This is a genomic window from Bradyrhizobium sp. USDA 3315, assembly GCF_054056795.1.
Window position 1 is genome coordinate 8,204,237 of record NZ_JBSRYP010000001.1, and the last position, 17,827, is coordinate 8,222,063.

Below are 17,827 nucleotides of genomic sequence, written 5' to 3' on the forward strand. Positions count from 1 at the left end.
ACGTCCACGCCACGATGCGTTGTGGAGCTTCGTAGCCCGGGTGAGCGGGTGCGATACCCGGGACGGTCCCGCATATCGCCCCGCTCATGAGGGCTACTGGCTCACTGGTAGCCCTTGGGGAACGGATCCGGCTCGACGAGATCGGCGGTCTCGTAGATCAGCTCATACTGGCCATCGGCCTTGGCGCGTCCGACGCGGGTCTTCGACCAGAGGTGATGGTTCTCGTGGATCCGGACGTAACCTTCCGGCGCGCCCTTGAACTCGACGCCGGGCGACGCCGCCGCCACCTTGTCGATGTCGAAGGAGCCGGCCTTCTCCACCGTCAACTTCCACAGCCACGGGCCGAGATATGCAGCCTGGGTGACGTCTCCGATCACGGTCTTCTCGCCCCACATTTTCTTGAACGCGGGCACGAAGGCCTTGTTGTTCGGATTGTCGAGCGACTGGAAGTACTTCATGCAGGCATAGGCGCCGGCAATGTTCTCGCCGCCGATGCCGTCGATCTCGTCCTCGGTGACCGAGATCGTGAGCAGCGTCTGCTTGGACAAGTCGATGCCGGCCGCCTTGAGCTGCTTGTAGAATGCGACGTTGGAGCCGCCGACGATGATCGCGTAGATCACGTCCGGCTTGGTCAGCTTGATCTTGTTGATGACCGAGTTGAACTGGGTCGAGCCGAGCGGGAAGTATTCCTCGCCGACCACTTTGCAGCCTTGCAGATGGTTCTCGATGTGCTTGCGCGCGATCTTGTTCGAGGTGCGCGGCCAGATGTAGTCCGAGCCGAGCAGGTAGAAGCTCTTGGCGCCCTTGGTCTTGTTGACCCAGTCGAGACCGGCGATGATCTGCTGGGTCGCCTCCTGCCCCGTGTAGATCACGTTCTTGGACTGCTCGAGGCCTTCATAGAAGGTCGGGTAGTACAGCATGCCGTTGTACTGCTCGAACACCGGCAGCACCGCCTTGCGCGAGGCCGAGGTCCAACAGCCCATCACGGCCGCGCATTTGTCGTTGACCAGCAGCTTCTTGGCCTTTTCCGCGAAGGTCGGCCAGTCGCTGGCGCCGTCTTCCTGGATGAACTTGATCTTGCGGCCGAGCACGCCGCCGGCGGCATTGATCTGCTCGATCGCGAGCTTCTCGGCCTCGACCGACCCGGTCTCGGAGATCGCCATGGTGCCGGTGACGGAATGCAGGATGCCGACCGTGACTTCGCTATCGGTGACTGCAAGACCCGTGGTGTTGACCGCAGAGGTTGCAGGAACGTCGGCAAATGCCGGACGGCCCAGCATCGAAACGGCCGGCAATGCCGCCATTCCCATCAAGAGCTTGCGCCGGAGCGGAGACTTCAGGCCTGGTTTTGGTTCGTCTGACATGAGCACCCCATCTGGTTCGAGAACGCTTATTGATCAGGCGAGGATTGCTCACTTTTGTGCAGCGCACTGATACGTGAGATCGCGTATACTGCACCGCAAAATAGCGACGTAGGTTTTTGGTACGGGATTTGCCCGCGATCAGCGCATCGTGGACCAGGAGTTCAAACGAGTGGCAGGGCGGCAGCGGATAGACCGCGTCAGGCGCCAGTACAATCAATGGGTCGCCAACCAGACGCTGGAAGACTACGCGCTGCGCTTCACCGCCAAGAGCGCGCGGCGCTGGTCCGCCGCCCGCGTCGCCAACACCGCGCTCGGCGCGATCTCCTTCCTCGCGCTGGAGGCGATCGGCGGCACCATCACGCTGAACTATGGCGCGATGAATGCCTCCGCCGCGATCCTGGTCGTCAGCGTCATCATCTTCCTCTGCGGGCTGCCGATCGCCTACCATGCCGCGAAAAGCGGCATCGACATCGACCTGCTGACCCGCGGCGCCGGCTTCGGCTATATCGGCTCGACCATCACCTCGCTGATCTACGCCTCCTTCACCTTCATCTTCTTCGCGATCGAGGCGGTGATCCTGGCCAGCGCGCTCGACATGTGCTTCGGCATCCCGCGGCCGATCGGCTATTTGATCAGCGCAGTCGTGATCATTCCGCTGGTTATCTACGGCATCACGCTGATCAGCCGCTTCCAGCTCTGGACCCAGCCGCTGTGGATCATCCTCCACATCATGCCGTTCGCGGCGATCGCCTGGGCCAATCCGCATTCCTTCACCGAGTGGCGCAAATTCGCCGGCGATCACGGCGATCCCGCAGGGAATCTCGACCTGCTGCTGTTCGGCACCGCCGCCTCCGTCGTGTTCGCGCTGGTGGCGCAGATCGGCGAGCAGGTCGACTTCCTGCGCTTTCTGCCGCGCGACCGCCGCACCTCGCGCAAGGCCTGGTGGATCGCGCTGCTGAGCGCCGGTCCCGGCTGGATCGTGCTCGGCGCGCTCAAGCTACTGGCCGGTTCGTTCCTGGCCTTCTTCGCGCTCAGCCACGGCGTCTCGGCCGAGCACGCGGCCGAGCCGGCCAACATGTATCTCGAAGCGTTCCGCTACGTGCTGTCGCAGCCGGATCTGGCAATGGCGCTGACCGGGACGTTCGTGATCCTGTCGCAGGTCAAGATCAACGTCACCAACGCCTATGCCGGCTCGATCGCCTGGTCGAATTTCTTCTCCCGCCTCACCCACTCGCATCCCGGCCGCGTGGTGTGGCTGGTGTTCAATGTCGTCGTCGCGCTGCTGCTGATGGAGATCGGCGTCTACAAGGCGCTGGAGCAGACGCTCGCGCTCTACTCCAACGTCGCGATCGCCTGGGTCGGCGCGCTGGTGGCCGATCTCGTCGTCAACAAGCCGCTCGGCCTGCGGCCGCAGCACATCGAGTTCAAGCGCGCCCATCTCTGCGATATCAATCCGGTCGGCGTCGGCGCGATGACGATCGCCACCGTGGTCTCGATCAGCGCGTTCTACGGCCTGTTCGGCCCGACCGCGAAGGCGCTGTCGGCCTTCGTTGCGCTTGCGGTCGCGTTCGTCACGGCTCCCCTGATCGCCTGGGCCACCGACGGCAAGTACTACATCGCCCGCAAGCCGAAGCGGAGCTGGCAGAACATTGAATCGATCCAGTGCTGTATCTGCGAGCATGCGTTCGAGCCCGAGGACATGGCCTCCTGCCCGGCCTATGCCGGCCCGATCTGCTCACTGTGCTGCTCGCTCGACGCACGCTGCCATGACCTCTGCAAGCCGCATGGCCGGATCGGCGCACAGGTCTCGGACGCGCTGGGCAAGGTGATGCCGCAGCCGATCTACGCCCGCATCAATTCACAGCTCGGGCATTACCTCGGCGTGTTCGCCGTCTCGGCCGGCCTCGTGGCGCTGGTGCTCGGCCTGATCTACCTGCAGACCACGGCAGCCGTGCATGCCAACGAATTGCTGGCCGACGTGCTCTGGAAGGTGTTCTTTGCGCTGACCCTGATCATCGGCGTCGTCGCCTGGCTGTTCGTGCTGGCGCAACAGAGCCGGCGCGCCGCGGAAGCGGAAACGCGGCGGCAGACCACGCTGCTGATCCAGGAGATCGACGCCCACAAGCGCACCGATGCCGAACTGCAGCGCGCCAAGGAAGTCGCCGAGTCAGCCAATCTCGCCAAGAGCCGGTACGTCGTGGGCCTCAGCCACGAGCTGCGCTCGCCGCTGAATGCGATCTCCGGCTACGCGCAATTGCTGGAGCAGGACGATAGCCTGCAGGTGCGGCCGCGCGAGCAAGTGCGCGTCGTCCGCCGCAGCGCCGATCATCTGTCTGGGCTGATCGACGGCATCCTCGATATCTCCAAGATCGAGGCCGGCCGGCTCTACCTGTCGCGCGACGAAGTGCGGCTGAACGATTTCCTCGAGCAGCTGGTCGGCATGTTCCGCCTGCAAGCCGCAGCGAAAGGCATCGACTTCGTGTTCAAACGGCCGGCCGTGCTGCCCGTCGTGGTCTATGCCGACGAGAAGCGGCTGCGGCAGATCCTGATTAACCTGCTGTCGAACGCGATCAAGTTCACGCAATCCGGCCAGGTGCAGTTCGTGGTGCATTACCGCAGCCCGGTTGCCGAGTTCGAGGTGATCGATACCGGGCCGGGCATCCAGCCCGACGACCTCGAGCGGATCTTCGCGCCGTTCGAGCGCGGCGCACTCGGCGTCACCCAGCCGCAGACCGGCACCGGGCTTGGCCTGACCATCAGCCGCCTGCTCGCGGGTGTGATGGGCGGCGACATCAAGGTTTTGAGCACGGTCGGCACCGGCAGCACCTTCCGCGTCAAGCTGCTGCTGTCGGAGGTCACCAATCCGCGGCGCGATGCGCCGGTCGATGCTCCCGTGTACGGCTATCACGGTCCGCGCAGGACCATCCTGATCACCGACGACGACCCGACCCACCGCGACCTCCTGCGCGAGATCCTGACGCCGCTCGGCTTCATCCTGCTCAGCGCGCCGGACGGACCGGGCTGCCTTGCCCTCGCACAGCATTGCCGGCCGGACCTGTTCCTGCTCGACATCTCGATGGCGGGCATGGACGGCTGGACGGTCGCCGAAACCCTGCGCTCCGAAGGCCATCACCAGGCGCGGATCCTGATGATCTCGGCGAGCGCGCTCGAGGCCCATGGCGCGCCGCTCGCGCAACCATTCCATGACGGCTACCTGATGAAGCCGATCGACATCCCGCGGCTGCTCGAGACCATCCGCCAGTTGCTCAAGATCGAGTGGCAGTATGAGGCCGAGCCGGCCGCGCCTCCGCAATGGAAGCCCGAGAGCGGTTCGCGGCCGCCGGTGAAATATGTCGAAGAGCTGATCAGCCTCGGCCAGCTCGGCTATGTCAGGGCGATCCAGCTCAAGCTCGACGAGATCGGCAATGAGTGTCCCGAACATGCCGATTTCGTCGGCCAGATGCGCACGCTGATCGACCGGTTCGATCTCGATCAATATATGGCGACGTTGAAGACATTGCACAGCTATGACCATTGAACAGAAGAAGCGCGACGTCGCGCTCGTCGTCGACGACTCTCCGGAGACGTTGCGCCTGCTCACCGATGCGCTCGACGGCGCCGGCATGACCGTGATGGTCGCGCTTGACGGCGCCTCCGCGATGCGCATCGTCGAACAGATCACGCCCGATATCGTGCTGCTCGATGCCGTGATGCCCGGCATGGATGGTTTCGAGACCTGCTGCTCGATGCCGTGATGCCCGGCATGGATGGTTTCGAGACCTGCAAGCGGCTGAAGCGCGATGCCGGGCTCGACGGCGTGCCGATCATCTTCATGACGGGTCTCGCCGAAACCGAGCACATCGTGCGCGGGCTGGAGGCCGGCGGCGTCGACTATGTGACGAAGCCGATCGTGGTCGAGGAGATGCTGGCGCGCATCCGGGTCCATCTCGCCAATGCGCGGATGACGCAAAGCGCGCGCGCGGCGCTCGACGTCTCCGGCCGCTATCTGCTCGCCGTGAACAACGCCGGCGCGCTGCTGTGGGCGACGCCGCAGGCACAGCGCCTGCTGTCGGATACGCTCGCCGACGCCGCCGACAATTTCGTGCTGCCGGATCCGATGCCGCAATGGCTCGAGCAGGCGCAGAAAGGCAAGACCGGATCGAAGACCGCGACCATGGCGTCGTTCCCCGGCAACGAGCAGCTTCGGCTACAATATATGGGCAAGCTCGGCCCGAACGAATTCCTGCTGCGGCTCGCCAAGGACACCAGCGGCGACATGCCGGCCGAGTTCTCCAGCGAGCTCGGCCTGACCACCCGGGAGGGCGAGGTGCTGTCCTGGCTCTCCAAGGGCAAGACCAACCGCGACATCGCGCAGATCCTCGGCCTCAGCCCGCGCACCGTCGACAAGCACCTCGAGCAGATCTACGCCAAGCTCGGGGTCGAGAACCGCACCGCCGCCGCCGCGATCGCGGTCAACGCAAGGCATCGCAAATCCTAGCCTGCTGCCTCCACTGCCCCGGGACGCGTCCTGACATGGCCAATCGCGCCAGACCGTGACAGGATAGGCTGACACGTTCATTCCCGCGGAGAATATGCATGGATCGTCTGGCGGCGATGGAGACATTCGTGCGGGTGGTCGAGACCGGCTCGTTCTCCGGCGCAGCGCGGCAGCTTCGCGTGGGCCAGCCGGCGGTCTCGAAATCGGTCGCGCAGCTCGAGGAGTTTCTCGGGGTCAAGCTGCTGACCCGCTCGACCCATGGCCTCACGCCGACGGAAGCGGGGCTTGGCTATCTCGAGCGTGCCCGACGCGCGCTGGAAGAGGCTGCGGAAGCCGAATTGGCGGCGCGTGGCGCCGGGGCCGGCCTCAAGGGCCGATTGCGGGTCTGTGCGGCCGTCACCTTCGCACGCATCCATCTCATTCCGATGCTGCCGAGGTTTCTCGCGCAGCATCCCGATCTGGAGCTCGAGGTCGTGCTCGATGACCGCCAGATCGACCTCGTCCAGGAGGGCATCGATGTCGCGCTTCGGATGGGCAAGATGACGGATTCGACGCTGACCGTGCGCCGTATCGCGCGATGCCAGCGCTTCGTGCTGGGCACGCCTGCCTATTTCGACCGCGCCGGCACGCCGTCGACACCAAGCGAATTGAGCCGGCATCAGGCCGTCGTCTATCTTCGCGAGGGCAGCGTGTGGTCCTTTCAACGTGAAAGTACCGAATTGGCCGTCACCGTGCGGAGCCGATTGCGGGTGACCGCAGCCGAAGGCGTCCGTGCTGCGGTGCTCGCCGATGCTGGGCTCGCGATCGCATCGGAATGGATGTTCACCCCGGAGCTCAAATCGGGCATCGTGCGCGCGGTCCTGCGGGATTGGAGCCTCCCAGCCCTCGATCTCTGGGCCGTGCTTCCGACCGGACGTGCAGCGACCGCCAAGGCACGCGCATTCGTGAGCTTCTTCGAGCGCAGCTTCAATGCATGACGCGTCATCGGTGGCTTGAAGCGGTCGATGCTTATTCTGGACAGGAATAAGCGCTAGTCGGACGGCAGCGCTACCCGACGTGGCCATCTCCTTTAGCTTCCTGCGTGTGAGTTCAACAAACCGGACGGCTCCGCCGTCCACCACGCAGAAACCAAGGAGAACCGTCATGTCGCTGCAAGCCAGGCTCGACGCTTTCAAGGCCGATTTCGAAGCCGGAAAGCCGCCCTACAACGTTCCGCGACCAGTCATCGATATCATGCACCGCGCCACCGCGGAGCTGATCGCATCCGGTACCGCCCAGCGCGCCAGGAAGGCGGGCGATGTCGCCCCCGCCTTCTCGCTCCGCGATCCCGAGGGCAACATCGTCAACTCGACCGATCTGTTGAAGCGCGGCCCGCTGGTGCTCAGCTTCTACCGCGGCGTCTGGTGCCCATATTGCAACATGGAGCTGCAGGCACTCGAGGCGGCCAAGCCGGAATTCGATAGATACGGCGCCGCGCTGGTCGCGATCTCGCCGCAGACCGCGCCGAACAGCCGCAAGTCGGTGCGCCAGAACAAGCTCTCCTTCCCGATCCTGTCCGACGTGAAGGGTCAGGTCGGCGAGGCCTTCGGACTGCGCTTCCACCTGCCCGACTATCTGGTCGAGCTCTACAAGCAGCTGAAGAACGATCTGCCGACGTTCAACGACGATCCGAGCTGGACGCTGCCGATGCCGGCCCGCTACGTCATCGGACGAGACGGCGTGATCCTCTACTCCGAAGTCAACCCCGACTATACCCGCCGACCCGAGCCCGAGGACATGATCGCTGTCCTCCAGCAGGCGACCGTGAAAGCATGACAGCGCGCAGATTGGCCGGTGGCGAGTGACCAGCGGCTGCTTTCCTCTCGCAGGCTAGGCATGTGCGGCCGGCGTACTCCCCTCCGGATCGGCGGGCGCGCCGGCGCCGGCCAACACATCCCCGGAGTGTTGCGTCTTTCGCCACTGCGCCGGCGTCACGCCCATGTGGCTCTTGAAGGCGCGCTGAAAGGCGGCCTCCGATTGATATCCGACCATCTCTGCCACGGCGCCGGTCGAAAGCAATGATCCCTTCAACTCGTTCGCCGCAAGCGTCATCCTGATATCAGTGAGCAGATCGCTGGCCGATCGCCCGAGCTTGTCCTGGAACTGCCGCGCCAGCGTGGCGCGCGACATGTTGCAAAGCCGTGCGAGCTCCGGCAGCGACCACGCATGCGCGGGCTCCTTGAACATGGCGGCCACGGCCGGTGCGAGCCTGGGATCGCCGACCAGGGCGAGAAGTCCCCGTGACGTTGCATCGGTCTCGCTGGCAAGCCGCAGCACAAGCGCGAACATTGCCGTGGACAGCGCATTCAGCATGGCGTGGCCGCCCAGATGATCGTCGGCCGTTTCGCTGCGCATCAGCGACACGAGCCCGGCGAGCTGCGCAGCCGTTCCCTTTCCCGCACGCGTGCCGGCATGCACGACAAGACGCGGCGGAAGATAACCGCGCAACAGACGGTCGTGTGGCGGTGCAATCGCGAAGTGCCCGCACAACAGGTCAAGCCGTTCGTCCGATCCGAGGTTTTCGCTGATCGTGAAATTCTCCGCCGCCCGGTTGCGCGCCGGCAGCGGTGTCGCCCCGCTTCCGTCGTGCATCACGTGTCGCGGGTTGCCGGGAAGCAGGAGAATATCGCCGGGCTTCAGCAGCAACGGCCGTCCGCCCGCGGCGTCGTCCAGGATCGCCGAGCCGGCAAGCACCGCATGATAGGGGATTTCACTGGTTACACCCGGTCCCTGCTCGATACGCCAGGGGACGCTGTAGCTGCAGCGCAGGTCGAGCCGCCCGCGCACCGGCATCATCTCGAACAGCCGGCTCAGCCAATCCATAGCCAAATTCCCCTGAAGCAGCACTTGAGACGATTGAGCATATAAACGAGCAATATGAACATTCAATGTCTCAAATCTCGATCCTAATGTCACTCCGCAATCGTTCACCACCCCGAACAAGGAGTGCCACCATGTCTCGTCTCTCAACCCCCAATCTCGAAACCGATACCGGCCCGTCGGGCCAGATCTACGCCCAGATCAAGAAGGCGATCGGCGCCGTCCCGAACACCTACGCGGCGATTGCGGCCCACGGTCCGGCCGCGCTCAAGTCGATCCTCGCGGCCGATGCCGTGCTGACCGGCGGCAGCCTGCCCCGGCGCGACCTGGAGGTCGTCAAGCTCGTGATCAGCGCAGCCGGCGGCTGCGATTATTGTGTCGCCGCGCATTCGCATCTCGCCAGGCTCGCCGGCGTGAATGCCGATGTGCTCAAGCAGATCCGCAACGGAGCGCCGACCGGTGACGCCCGGCGCGATGCGCTCGTGCATTTCGTCCGCAAGCTCGCGCAGTCGAGCGGCACCGTCAGCGACGGGGATTTCGCCGCGATCAAGTCCGCCGGCTACAGCGACGCACAGCTGGTCGAGATCAGCCTGGCGTTTGCGACCACGGTCTTCACCAACGTCTTCAACCGCATCAACGACACCGACATCGACTTCCCGGCAGTCGCGTGAAGCGACCGGGCGATGTCACGCGAAAAGGATCACGACCATGACCACGCTTGCCAACACCACACAAAATCCGCTTGTCCGCGCGCTTCATAGGTCCGGCCTGCTCGCGGAAGATCTCGACTATCACGTCGTCCGGGCCGCGATGGTGATCATGTTCCTGTTCTTCGGTTACCAGAAGTGGTTTCCGTACGAATTCGAACGGCTGGTCCCGTTCATCAGCAACGGGCCGCTGATCTGGTGGCTGTACCCAGCGTTCGGCCACGCCGGCGCCAGCTACTTCCTTGGCGCCTCGGAGTGGACGTTCGGTTCGCTGCTGCTCGCGGGCTTCTGGGACAAGCGGCTCGGCGTGCTCGGCGCCCTCGGCTCGACCGGAACCTTCATCGCGACGGTCACCATCATTCCGTTCATGCCTGATGGCTGGGACGTTGCCGCCGGTGGCTTCCCCGCGATGACCGGCAACGTGCCGTTCCTGATGAAGGACGTCGTCCTGCTCGCCGTCTCGTTCTACCTGCTGCGACAGGACGTGGTTCGTCTGATCAGGCAATAGCTGATCGCGATTGATCGCCGGTGGGCCTCGGGCGTGCCGGCGATCGCGCGTGGTATTGAGCAGACGCAGCATTTCTCTCGAACACAACGACATGGCAGTCACTATTGCTGCACGGTCCAGCGGCCCATGCTCTTTAAGAGCCGAGCCATAACCCATTGCCGAACTTGCATAATGCGTTGAAAATCGGCCACGCGCTCCGCGCGATCGGCTGCGCTGTCGCCCGCTCGACGACGCACCGCCGCTTCCATGCACGAATGATCCGGTAGCTCTCCGGCCATGAACATAGTTCCGCCGCGCGGTCTGCGCTAAAAAGGAGCGCCGGTGTTGTTCTGGGGTGAGTTGATGAAGAAGGACGACGTCACATGCCCGCGTTGCGGGGCTGGATTCCGACGCCTTGAGCTGGCATCCAGGTCAGGAAGTGAGGGCGAGTATCGCTGCCCGGTTTGCGAGACGACCCTCGAGCAGTTCGATGGCGACAGGCTTGTCGCTTACCGCCTGACCATCCAACCCTCGATTCGCGGGTTGAAGACCTAGCGGCCCCGCTGCATGGAATGCCGCCGGAGCAAAATCCGGATCACGATCTCCGCTTCAGGACATAGCTGTCCATGATCCAGCCGTGCCGCTCACGTGCGTCTCGTCGCGCGGCGACGATGCGAGGGCCCACCTCTGCCAGTTCCCCCGCCATGACGATCTGATCGGGCATGCCGAGATAGGCGCCCCACCAGATTTGCAGTCCGGCAGGATCCAGCGTCTGGAAGGCGGCGCCGCCGTCGAGCATCACGACCACGGTGTCGAGGCCGGGCGGCCAGCCGCCTTCGCGCAGCCGCCGGCCGGTCGTGACGAGGAACGGCTCGCCGATCTCATTGAGCGGCAGCGCATGCGCCGCGCACAGCGCCTGGATCGACGTGATGCCCGGGATCACCTCGATCGATGGCAACGGATCGAGCCGGCGCGCAATCCGCAGGCTCGAATCGTAGAGCGAGGGATCGCCCCAGATCAGCAGGGCGACGCGTCCCTCCCCGCCGAGATGGCGCGCGATTTCCTGCGACCACGTCGCGGCGATCGCATCATGCCAATCGTCCACGCCCTTGCGATAGTCCTCCTCACCAGCGTCACGCACCGGCAGGTCGAACTCGGCAATGCGTATGCGGTCATTGGTCAACGCTTCTGCGCAGATGGTGCGACGCAACTCGGCGAGATCCGACTTCGCCGTCCCCTTGCGCGGGATCAGGATCAGGTCGGCGGCATTGATCGCGGCGGTCGCAGCGAAAGTGAGCTGCCGGGGATCACCACAACCGATGCCGATCAGGGACAGCGTCAACATGGCCGCGTCACCCTCGCTCCGGCGCCAGCGCACCGAACAGAATGACGGCAGCCGCCGTGGCCGCGCCTGCCTGCGTGAGCTGTTCGGCCAGCGCTGCGATCGTGGTGCGAAGCAGCCGCTCGTCGGCGTGGCCGAGCGATTCCGCCAGCAGTGCGGGCGTGTCGGGCGCGAGGCCGTGCGCGATCAGCCTTGCGGCCAATGCCGGGAAGGTCCGCCGCCCCATATAGACGACGGTGGTCGCTTCCGGATCGGCCAGCGCCGCCCAGTTCAGGTCCGCGGGCAATTCGCCCGTCACATCGGCGCCGGTGACAAACTGGACCCGACGCGAGGTCAGCCGTCGCGTCAGCGGAATGCCGGCCTGCGCGGCGGCAACCGACGCGGAGGTCACGCCGGGAATGATCTCGTAGCCGATGCCGGCCGCGCGCAGCGCTTCGACCTCCTCCTCGAGCCGTCCAAAAATACCGGCGTCGCCGGATTTCAGCCGCACGACCCGCACGCCGGCGGTGGCATAATCGACCAGCAGCCGGCTGACATGGTGCTGCTTCGCCGACAGGCGGCCGGCGCGCTTGCCGACCGCGACGAGGTTGGCGCCGGCGCGCGCGAGATCGAGGATCGCGCCCGAGGCAAGATCGTCATAGAGCACCACATCGGCCTCGCGCAGCCGCGCCGCTCCCTTCATGGTCAGGAGTTCGGGATCGCCGGGACCGGCCGAGACGAAGGAAACGAATCCGCTCACCGGTCCTCCGCAATCAGATGGAAGAATGTACCCGTCGCACAGCCGCGCCGCGATCCGGTCTCCGCAACGATCGTACCGGTCGCATCACGCACCACCGCGAGCGGCGTGTCGGGCTGCGCGATGATCGTCGAATAGTGAAACTCGTGGCCGCGCAGCCGTGCGCCTGGGCCGTGGCCGGGCATCGGTGCGGCGAGCTCGGCGAGCCGGTAGCCCAGATGCATGCGGCGCTTGGCATAGCTCGTCTCAAGGCCGAGCAGGCCCGCCATCTCGTGGCGCACGCCGTCGGCATCGGTCAATGCGGCGCCCAGCACCATGTAGCCCCCGCATTCGCCATGCACCGGCCGCGTCTCGGCGAAGGCGCGGAGCCGCCCGAGAAATTGCCTGTTGGCCGCAAGCCGGCCGGCATGCAGTTCGGGATAGCCGCCGGGCAGCCAGCACACATCGGCGTCCGCGTCGGGGCCTTCGTCCGCAAGCGGCGAGAACGTCACGATCTCAGCGCCGGCCGCTCGCCAGGCTTCCAGCATGTGCGGATAGACGAACGAGAATGCGGTATCGCGCGCCAGCGCAATGCGCTGGCCGGGCGGCGTGATGTCCAGGCTGGGCACGGCGGATTGCGGCGACCAGACCTCGGCCGATTTCAGCACGGCGTCGAGATCGACATGCTCGGCGACGAAGCTTGCGGCTTCGTCGATCAGACCGTCGATTTGAGCCTGCTCTTCGGCCTGTACCAGGCCGAGGTGACGCTTCGGCAAGGCGATCTCGGCGTGGCGCGGCAGCGATCCCAACACCGGGATGCCCGCGCCTTCCATGGCACTGCGCACCAGGGCTTCATGCCGTGCGCTCGCGACGCGATTGAGGACGACGCCGGCAAGCCGTACGCCGGCGCGAAAATCACGCAATCCCGCCGCGACTGCCGCTGCCGTCTGTGCTTGGCCGGAGGGATCGATCACCAGCAATACCGGCCATCCCATCATCTCGGCGATGTCGGCGGTGGCGCCGGTTCCCGAGACGCCACGCGCGGCGACGCCGTCGAACAGTCCCATCGAGCCTTCCGCCAGCACGAGATCGGCATCCGCGCCGCGGCCTGCCAAATGCGCGATGGCTTCGCGCGCCATCGCCCAGCTATCGATGTTGACCGACGCGCGTCCCGTGGCGACCGCGTGAAAGGCGGGATCGATGTAGTCAGGCCCGCTCTTGAGGCATTGCACCCTCACGCCGCGATTGCGATAGGCGCGCGCCAACGCCAGGGTCAGCGTCGTCTTGCCGACACCGGATGCCGGCGCGGAGATGACGAGCCCCGCGGTCATTGCGATGATTCCGGCGAAGACTCCGGAAAACGCGGCACCGCCCCGACCGGGCGGTAGCGGCGGTCGTAGTCGGCTGCATAGAGACGGCTCTCGGCGAATTCGTCCGCCCCGAGTGTCTTGCCGACCAGAATGAGCGCAGTGCGTTCGAGCTCGGGGCCGACGGCGGTATCGAGCGTCGCGAGCGTGGCGCGCACGATGCGCTGGTCCGGCCAGCTCGCGCGCCAGACGATCGCAACCGGGCAATCCGCGCCGTAGTGCGGCGTGAGCTCGGCCATGACCTTGTCGAGCAGATGGATCGAAAGATGGATCGCCAGCACCGCGCCGGTCGCGGCAAAGGCTGCGAGCGTCTCGCCATCCGGCATCGCGCTCGCCCGGCCCGGCGTGCGCGTCAGCACCACCGATTGCGCAAGGCCCGGCAGCGTCAGCTCGGCCTCCAGCGCCGCCGCAGCCGCCGAGAAGGCCGGCACCCCGGGCGTGACCGAATACGGAATCTGCAACGCGCGCAGCCGGCGCAGCTGCTCGCCCATCGCCGACCAGACCGAGAGATCGCCCGAATGCAGCCGCGCGACGTCCTTGCCCTCCGCATGCGCGGCAGCGATCTCGGCGATGATTTGGTCGAGCGACAGCGGCGCGGTGTTGACGATGCGCGCATCCGGCGGACAATGCGCCAGAACACCCGATGGCACCAGCGATCCGGCATAGAGACAAACCGGGCACGAGGCGATGAGATCGCGCCCGCGCAGGGTCAGCAAATCGGCAGCGCCAGGTCCTGCGCCGATGAAATGCACCGTCATTCGCCGTCTCCTTCCGCGATCGCCGCGATGGCCATCCGATCCTGTGACGCGGCCCTGACCGAGATCAGGCGCGCACCGCGCCCTGCTGCAGCGATTGCCGCAGCCTCGGCGACCGAGCCCGTTCCGAATCTTGCCTTGATGAACTCGGATTGCGTTGCAGTCCTTATCTCAGCCAGGATCCCGGCCGGAATGCTCCGGACCGGCAGCCCGAGTTCCCGCGCCAAGTCTCTCAATGCCGCCGCGTCGGCCTTGTCACTCACCGTCGCAACGGCCGCAAGGCCGTCGGAACCGCCGGCCGCGTCGAGCGCGTCGCGCAAGGACGCGACACTGGCATTGCGCGTGAATCCGAGACCAGCGACCTTCATCCGAGCGCGCTCCATTGCACGATCGGCCGTGCGGCCTTCCAGGCGCGATAGCGGCCCAATGGCTCGGCCTGCGCGATCTCGAGGCGCATCAACTCGCCGCCATGACGCCGGTGCAGATCGCAGAGCAGCGCCTCGGTCTCCAGGGTCACCGCATGTGCAACCAACCGCGTTCCCGGCGCAATCCGCGACCAGATCGCATTGAACATCGCGGCGTCGAGACCGCCACCGATGAACACGGCATCAGGCGCGGCGAGGTCCGATAATGCGCCGGGCGCCTCGCCTTCGATTACGGTGATCCGGTGTGTCAGGCCGAAGCTCGCCGCATTGCTGCGGATGTTGGCGGCGCGTTCGCTACGGGCTTCGACGGCGATCGCCACCCCTCCACAAAGCGCCCACTCGATCGAGATCGAGCCCGAGCCCGCGCCGACGTCCCACAGCCGCTCACCGGGCCGCGGCGCCAGCGCCGACAGCGCAAGCGCGCGGACCGGCCGCTTTGTCAGTTGCCCGTCATGCACAAAAAGCGCATCGGCAAGACCCGAGCTGCGTGCGATTCCCTCTGCTCCCCGCGCCTCCAGCGCGATCGCGACCAGGCTCTCGCCTGAATCACCCGCATACGAGTCGGCGCGATGCCGCGTGATGGATTCACGCGGTCCGCCAAGCGCCGCAAGCGTCCATATTGCCGACGCCCCCCAACCACGCTCCGTCAGCCAGCGCGCGAGGTTGGACGCCGCGTTGCCGTCGCGCAGCAGGCAGATAATCCGTGCATCGCGCACGAGATGCGGCAACAGCCGCTCGAACGGCGCGGCATGAAGACCGAGACAGACAGCATTCTCGATACGCCAGCCCAAACGAGCCGCCGCCAGTGAGAACGTCGACGGCGCGGAGTGCGCGTCCCACTCACCGGCCTGCAGCTTCTCGACAAGGCTTCCGCCGAGGCCATACCAGAACGGATCGCCCGACGCGAGCACCACCGTCGGACGGCCGCGACAGCTCAGCACGATGTTCGCATCGAACGGCACCGGCCAGGCACGGCCACGGTCGGCGATGCCGGCGAGCGCGAGGTGCCGTTCGCCGCCGAAAACTGTTTCGGCTTCACGGAGCGCCTTTCGGCTTGCATCGGAGAGGCCGGCAAGGCCATCTTCGCCGATGCCGATGATGGTCAACCAGGGATTATCCATGATGCGCGCCCTGATCCTGGGCGGAACGGCCGATGCCAATCTGCTCGCCGCTGCGATCGCAAGCGCGGGGATCGACGCGGTCTATTCCTATGGCGGCCGCACCCGTGCGCCGGCTGACCAGCCATTGCCGGTCCGCAGCGGTGGTTTCGGCGGCGTCAGCGGTCTTGCCGACTATCTGCAACGCGAAGCCATCACGCATGTGGTCGATGCGACGCATCCCTTCGCGGCCGAGATGAGCCGCAACGCCATCGCGGCGTGCGCGCAGACCGCAACGCCGCTGCTCGCGCTCGAACGCGCGCCCTGGGACAAAACCTCCGGTGATCGCTGGATCGAGGTCGCGGACGTCGTATCCGCAGCCGCGGCCTTGCCGGACAGCCGCGCCAGCGTGTTCCTCGCGATCGGCCGCCAGCATATCGCGCCGTTCGGCAACCGGCCGCAGCATGCCTATACGTTGCGTTTCGTCGACCCGCCCGAGCAAGCGCTGCCATTGCCCGATGCCGACGTCATCGTCTCGCGCGGCCCCTTCACGCTCGAGGGCGAACTCGCGATGATGCGCGCACGTCGCATCGAGTGGATCGTCGCCCGCAACTCCGGCGGAACCGGCGCGCGCGCCAAGATCGACGCCGCCCGCGTGCTCGGCCTTCCCGTCATCATGATCACGCGGCCACTGCTGCCCGAGAGGCCGCGGGTGGAAAGCGTGAGCGAGGCGATGCAATGGCTCGGTCATCGGACCTGCCTCGGCGCATAGACCCAGCGGCCGACCCGCCGTGTCGCCGAATTGCCAACGATCACGAGCGTCCGCATGTCGGCCATCTCTGGCCTTGCGTCGCGCAGTTCGACCGTCTCGATCCGCTGCTCGGGCGTGCTGACGGAGCGCGCGAACACCACGATCCGCTCGTCACAGCCCGCCTCGCGCAAGATCTCGAGCGCGCGCCCAAAACCTTCCGGCCGGCTGGCCGAGCGCGGATTGTACATCGCGATCGCGAAATCCGCTTCGGCTGCAAGCCGCAGGCGCTTCTCGATCAGCGGCCATGGCTTGAGATTGTCGGAGAGGTTGATCGCGCAGAAATCATGACCGAGCGGTGCGCCGGCGCTTGCGGCCGCCGCCAGCATCGCCGTCACGCCGGGCAGAACGCGGATCGGCAGGTCGTGCCATTGCGGCGCGTCCTCCAGCGCTTCGAACACGGCCGATGCCATCGCAAACACGCCGGGATCGCCCGAGGACACCACGACGACGTGGCCTCCTTCCGATGCGAGCCGCAGCGCGTCAGCGGCGCGCTGCAACTCCACGCGATTGTCCGAGGGATGCAGCGTGAGCCCGGCGCGCGGCGGCACGCGGGTCACATAGGGCGCGTAGCCGACGATGTCGGTCGCAGCCGCGAGCGCAGCAGCGACCTCCGGCGTGATCAGCGCCTCATCGCCCGGTCCGAGCCCCGCGATGGTCAGCGTGCCGGTCATTGCGCGGCCTCCCTGCGCCGCCCCTGCCCGTGCACCAGCACGATCGCAAAATACGGACAATCGGCCTCGCCGACATCTGCAAGCCGTGCGACGCGCTGATCCGGCATGGTGCCGCGTTCGACCAGCCACGCATCATCGAGGCGCCCCGCGAACGCCAGCGCGCGGCGAATCTTCGGAAGATTGCGACCGGTCTTCATCACGACCAGCGCGTCGGAGCTGCGCATCCGCTCGGCGAGCTCCGCCTCCGGCAGCGTCCCCATCAGAACGGTCGTCACATCGTCGGCCAGCGCAATCGGCTGCCCCACCGAATTCCAGCAGCCGACCATGCCGGGAATGCCGGCGATCACCTCGATCTCGACACGCCCCTGCAGCCGCGCATGCAGATGCATGAACGAACCATAGAAATAGGGATCGCCCTCGCAGAGCACGACGATGTCGATCGCGCGCGCAAATCGCGCCAGGCGCTCGGCCCATTCGTCATAGAAGTCGGCCAGCAGGCGCGCATAGTCCGGACTGTCGAACGCGATTTCCGTGGTGACCGGATATTCCATCGGATATTCGCTGACGTCTGCGGCGAGCAAGCCTTCGACAATGCGGCGTGCCTGCCCCGGCTGGCCCTTCTTGCGAAAATAGGCGACGTGCTTCGAAGCACGCACAACGCGGTCGGCACGCACGCTCATCAGGTCCGGATCGCCTGGGCCGAGGCCGCAGCAGATGATGCGTCCCATC

The 17,827-nt window shown here is 65.9% G+C and carries 16 protein-coding genes and 1 pseudogene; 7 read left to right on the top strand and 10 right to left on the bottom strand.

Annotated features, from left to right (window positions below; translation table 11 throughout):
- Positions 1 to 101: 101 nt before the first annotated feature.
- Positions 102 to 1,364 (bottom strand): urea ABC transporter substrate-binding protein, encoded by a 1,263-nt coding sequence (gene urtA / locus ACVIYL_RS38555; protein ID WP_057015907.1) that lies wholly within the window; start codon positions 1,362 to 1,364, stop codon positions 102 to 104.
- A 169-nt stretch (positions 1,365 to 1,533) separates the two neighbouring features.
- Between urtA and ACVIYL_RS38560 the strand changes: the two genes are divergently transcribed.
- The 4 genes and pseudogenes from ACVIYL_RS38560 (at position 1,534) to ACVIYL_RS38575 (ending at position 7,677) form a co-directional block, all read left to right on the top strand.
- The gene (locus ACVIYL_RS38560; RefSeq protein WP_456781005.1) at positions 1,534 to 4,902 is read left to right on the top strand and encodes a hybrid sensor histidine kinase/response regulator; all 3,369 of its coding nucleotides are present in this window, start codon (positions 1,534 to 1,536) and stop codon (positions 4,900 to 4,902) included.
- Positions 4,892 to 5,862 (top strand): annotated as a pseudogene (locus tag ACVIYL_RS38565) (response regulator). Before ACVIYL_RS38560 ends, ACVIYL_RS38565 begins: the two are co-directional and overlap by 11 nt.
- Before the next feature lie 98 nt (positions 5,863 to 5,960).
- Positions 5,961 to 6,839, top strand: a complete 879-nt coding sequence (locus tag ACVIYL_RS38570; RefSeq protein WP_253609401.1) for a LysR family transcriptional regulator — start codon at positions 5,961 to 5,963, stop codon at positions 6,837 to 6,839.
- A gap of 166 nt (positions 6,840 to 7,005) precedes the next feature.
- Entirely contained in the window at positions 7,006 to 7,677 is a 672-nt protein-coding gene (locus tag ACVIYL_RS38575) for a peroxiredoxin-like family protein (protein ID WP_253609402.1), read from the top strand.
- A 54-nt stretch (positions 7,678 to 7,731) separates the two neighbouring features.
- On the opposite strand, the gene ACVIYL_RS38580 is transcribed toward ACVIYL_RS38575, so the two are convergent.
- A complete protein-coding gene (locus ACVIYL_RS38580) occupies positions 7,732 to 8,724 on the bottom strand; it encodes an AraC family transcriptional regulator (RefSeq protein WP_253610050.1) in 993 nt (330 codons plus the stop codon).
- A gap of 131 nt (positions 8,725 to 8,855) precedes the next feature.
- Between ACVIYL_RS38580 and ACVIYL_RS38585 the strand changes: the two genes are divergently transcribed.
- Both ACVIYL_RS38585 and ACVIYL_RS38590 read left to right on the top strand, forming a co-directional pair.
- The gene (locus tag ACVIYL_RS38585) at positions 8,856 to 9,392 is read left to right on the top strand and encodes a carboxymuconolactone decarboxylase family protein (RefSeq protein WP_253609403.1); all 537 of its coding nucleotides are present in this window, start codon (positions 8,856 to 8,858) and stop codon (positions 9,390 to 9,392) included.
- Between the two features lie 37 nt (positions 9,393 to 9,429).
- A complete protein-coding gene (locus ACVIYL_RS38590; RefSeq protein ID WP_229189277.1) occupies positions 9,430 to 9,936 on the top strand; it encodes a YkgB family protein in 507 nt (168 codons plus the stop codon).
- 574 nt (positions 9,937 to 10,510) lie between these two features.
- Here ACVIYL_RS38590 and cobF read toward each other — a convergent pair.
- Genes cobF through cbiE form a run of 6 tightly spaced genes read right to left on the bottom strand, consistent with a single transcriptional unit; the run spans position 10,511 to position 15,640 of the window.
- Entirely contained in the window at positions 10,511 to 11,260 is a 750-nt protein-coding gene (gene cobF, locus ACVIYL_RS38595; protein WP_456781006.1) for a precorrin-6A synthase (deacetylating), read from the bottom strand.
- Positions 11,261 to 11,267: 7 nt separating this feature from the next.
- Positions 11,268 to 11,996, bottom strand: coding sequence for a uroporphyrinogen-III C-methyltransferase (gene cobA, locus ACVIYL_RS38600; protein ID WP_456781007.1), 729 nt, complete (start codon positions 11,994 to 11,996; stop codon positions 11,268 to 11,270).
- On the bottom strand, positions 11,993 to 13,303 hold the full coding sequence (locus ACVIYL_RS38605) for a cobyrinate a,c-diamide synthase (protein WP_456781008.1): 1,311 nt from the start codon (positions 13,301 to 13,303) through the stop codon (positions 11,993 to 11,995). Before ACVIYL_RS38605 ends, cobA begins: the two co-directional genes overlap by 4 nt.
- Complete coding sequence (gene cobM, locus ACVIYL_RS38610) at positions 13,300 to 14,097, bottom strand: precorrin-4 C(11)-methyltransferase (RefSeq protein WP_456781009.1); 798 nt, start codon at positions 14,095 to 14,097, stop codon at positions 13,300 to 13,302. The genes ACVIYL_RS38605 and cobM overlap by 4 nt, the downstream gene beginning before the upstream one ends.
- On the bottom strand, positions 14,094 to 14,462 hold the full coding sequence (locus tag ACVIYL_RS38615) for a cobalamin biosynthesis protein (protein WP_456781010.1): 369 nt from the start codon (positions 14,460 to 14,462) through the stop codon (positions 14,094 to 14,096). The genes cobM and ACVIYL_RS38615 overlap by 4 nt, the downstream gene beginning before the upstream one ends.
- Entirely contained in the window at positions 14,459 to 15,640 is a 1,182-nt protein-coding gene (gene cbiE / locus ACVIYL_RS38620) for a precorrin-6y C5,15-methyltransferase (decarboxylating) subunit CbiE (RefSeq protein ID WP_456781011.1), read from the bottom strand. Before cbiE ends, ACVIYL_RS38615 begins: the two co-directional genes overlap by 4 nt.
- Here cbiE and ACVIYL_RS38625 point away from each other — a divergent pair.
- Positions 15,639 to 16,388, top strand: coding sequence for a cobalt-precorrin-6A reductase (locus tag ACVIYL_RS38625; RefSeq protein ID WP_456781012.1), 750 nt, complete (start codon positions 15,639 to 15,641; stop codon positions 16,386 to 16,388). The two genes, cbiE and ACVIYL_RS38625, sit on opposite strands and share 2 nt — an antisense overlap.
- On the opposite strand, the gene cobJ is transcribed toward ACVIYL_RS38625, so the two are convergent.
- The gene (cobJ, locus tag ACVIYL_RS38630) at positions 16,364 to 17,098 is read right to left on the bottom strand and encodes a precorrin-3B C(17)-methyltransferase (RefSeq protein ID WP_456781013.1); all 735 of its coding nucleotides are present in this window, start codon (positions 17,096 to 17,098) and stop codon (positions 16,364 to 16,366) included. The genes ACVIYL_RS38625 and cobJ overlap by 25 nt on opposite strands.
- A complete protein-coding gene (locus ACVIYL_RS38635; RefSeq protein WP_456781014.1) occupies positions 17,095 to 17,826 on the bottom strand; it encodes a precorrin-2 C(20)-methyltransferase in 732 nt (243 codons plus the stop codon). The genes cobJ and ACVIYL_RS38635 overlap by 4 nt, the downstream gene beginning before the upstream one ends.
- Position 17,827 lies beyond the last annotated feature (1 nt).

Excerpts from the sequence above, each read along its gene's own strand:
- urtA (WP_057015907.1), bottom strand. The coding sequence starts at position 1,364 with ATGTCAGACGAACCAAAACCAGGCCTGAAGTCTCCGCTCCGGCGCAAG.
- ACVIYL_RS38570 (WP_253609401.1), top strand. The coding sequence starts at position 5,961 with ATGGATCGTCTGGCGGCGATGGAGACATTCGTGCGGGTGGTCGAGACC.
- ACVIYL_RS38575 (WP_253609402.1), top strand. The coding sequence starts at position 7,006 with ATGTCGCTGCAAGCCAGGCTCGACGCTTTCAAGGCCGATTTCGAAGCC.
- ACVIYL_RS38580 (WP_253610050.1), bottom strand. The coding sequence starts at position 8,724 with ATGGATTGGCTGAGCCGGCTGTTCGAGATGATGCCGGTGCGCGGGCGG.
- ACVIYL_RS38585 (WP_253609403.1), top strand. The coding sequence starts at position 8,856 with ATGTCTCGTCTCTCAACCCCCAATCTCGAAACCGATACCGGCCCGTCG.
- ACVIYL_RS38590 (WP_229189277.1), top strand. The coding sequence starts at position 9,430 with ATGACCACGCTTGCCAACACCACACAAAATCCGCTTGTCCGCGCGCTT.
- cobF (WP_456781006.1), bottom strand. The coding sequence starts at position 11,260 with ATGTTGACGCTGTCCCTGATCGGCATCGGTTGTGGTGATCCCCGGCAG.
- ACVIYL_RS38605 (WP_456781008.1), bottom strand. The coding sequence starts at position 13,303 with ATGACCGCGGGGCTCGTCATCTCCGCGCCGGCATCCGGTGTCGGCAAG.
- cobM (WP_456781009.1), bottom strand. The coding sequence starts at position 14,097 with ATGACGGTGCATTTCATCGGCGCAGGACCTGGCGCTGCCGATTTGCTG.
- ACVIYL_RS38615 (WP_456781010.1), bottom strand. The coding sequence starts at position 14,462 with ATGAAGGTCGCTGGTCTCGGATTCACGCGCAATGCCAGTGTCGCGTCC.
- ACVIYL_RS38625 (WP_456781012.1), top strand. The coding sequence starts at position 15,639 with ATGATGCGCGCCCTGATCCTGGGCGGAACGGCCGATGCCAATCTGCTC.
- cbiE (WP_456781011.1), bottom strand. The coding sequence starts at position 15,640 with ATGGATAATCCCTGGTTGACCATCATCGGCATCGGCGAAGATGGCCTT.
- cobJ (WP_456781013.1), bottom strand. The coding sequence starts at position 17,098 with ATGACCGGCACGCTGACCATCGCGGGGCTCGGACCGGGCGATGAGGCG.
- ACVIYL_RS38635 (WP_456781014.1), bottom strand. The coding sequence starts at position 17,826 with ATGGGACGCATCATCTGCTGCGGCCTCGGCCCAGGCGATCCGGACCTG.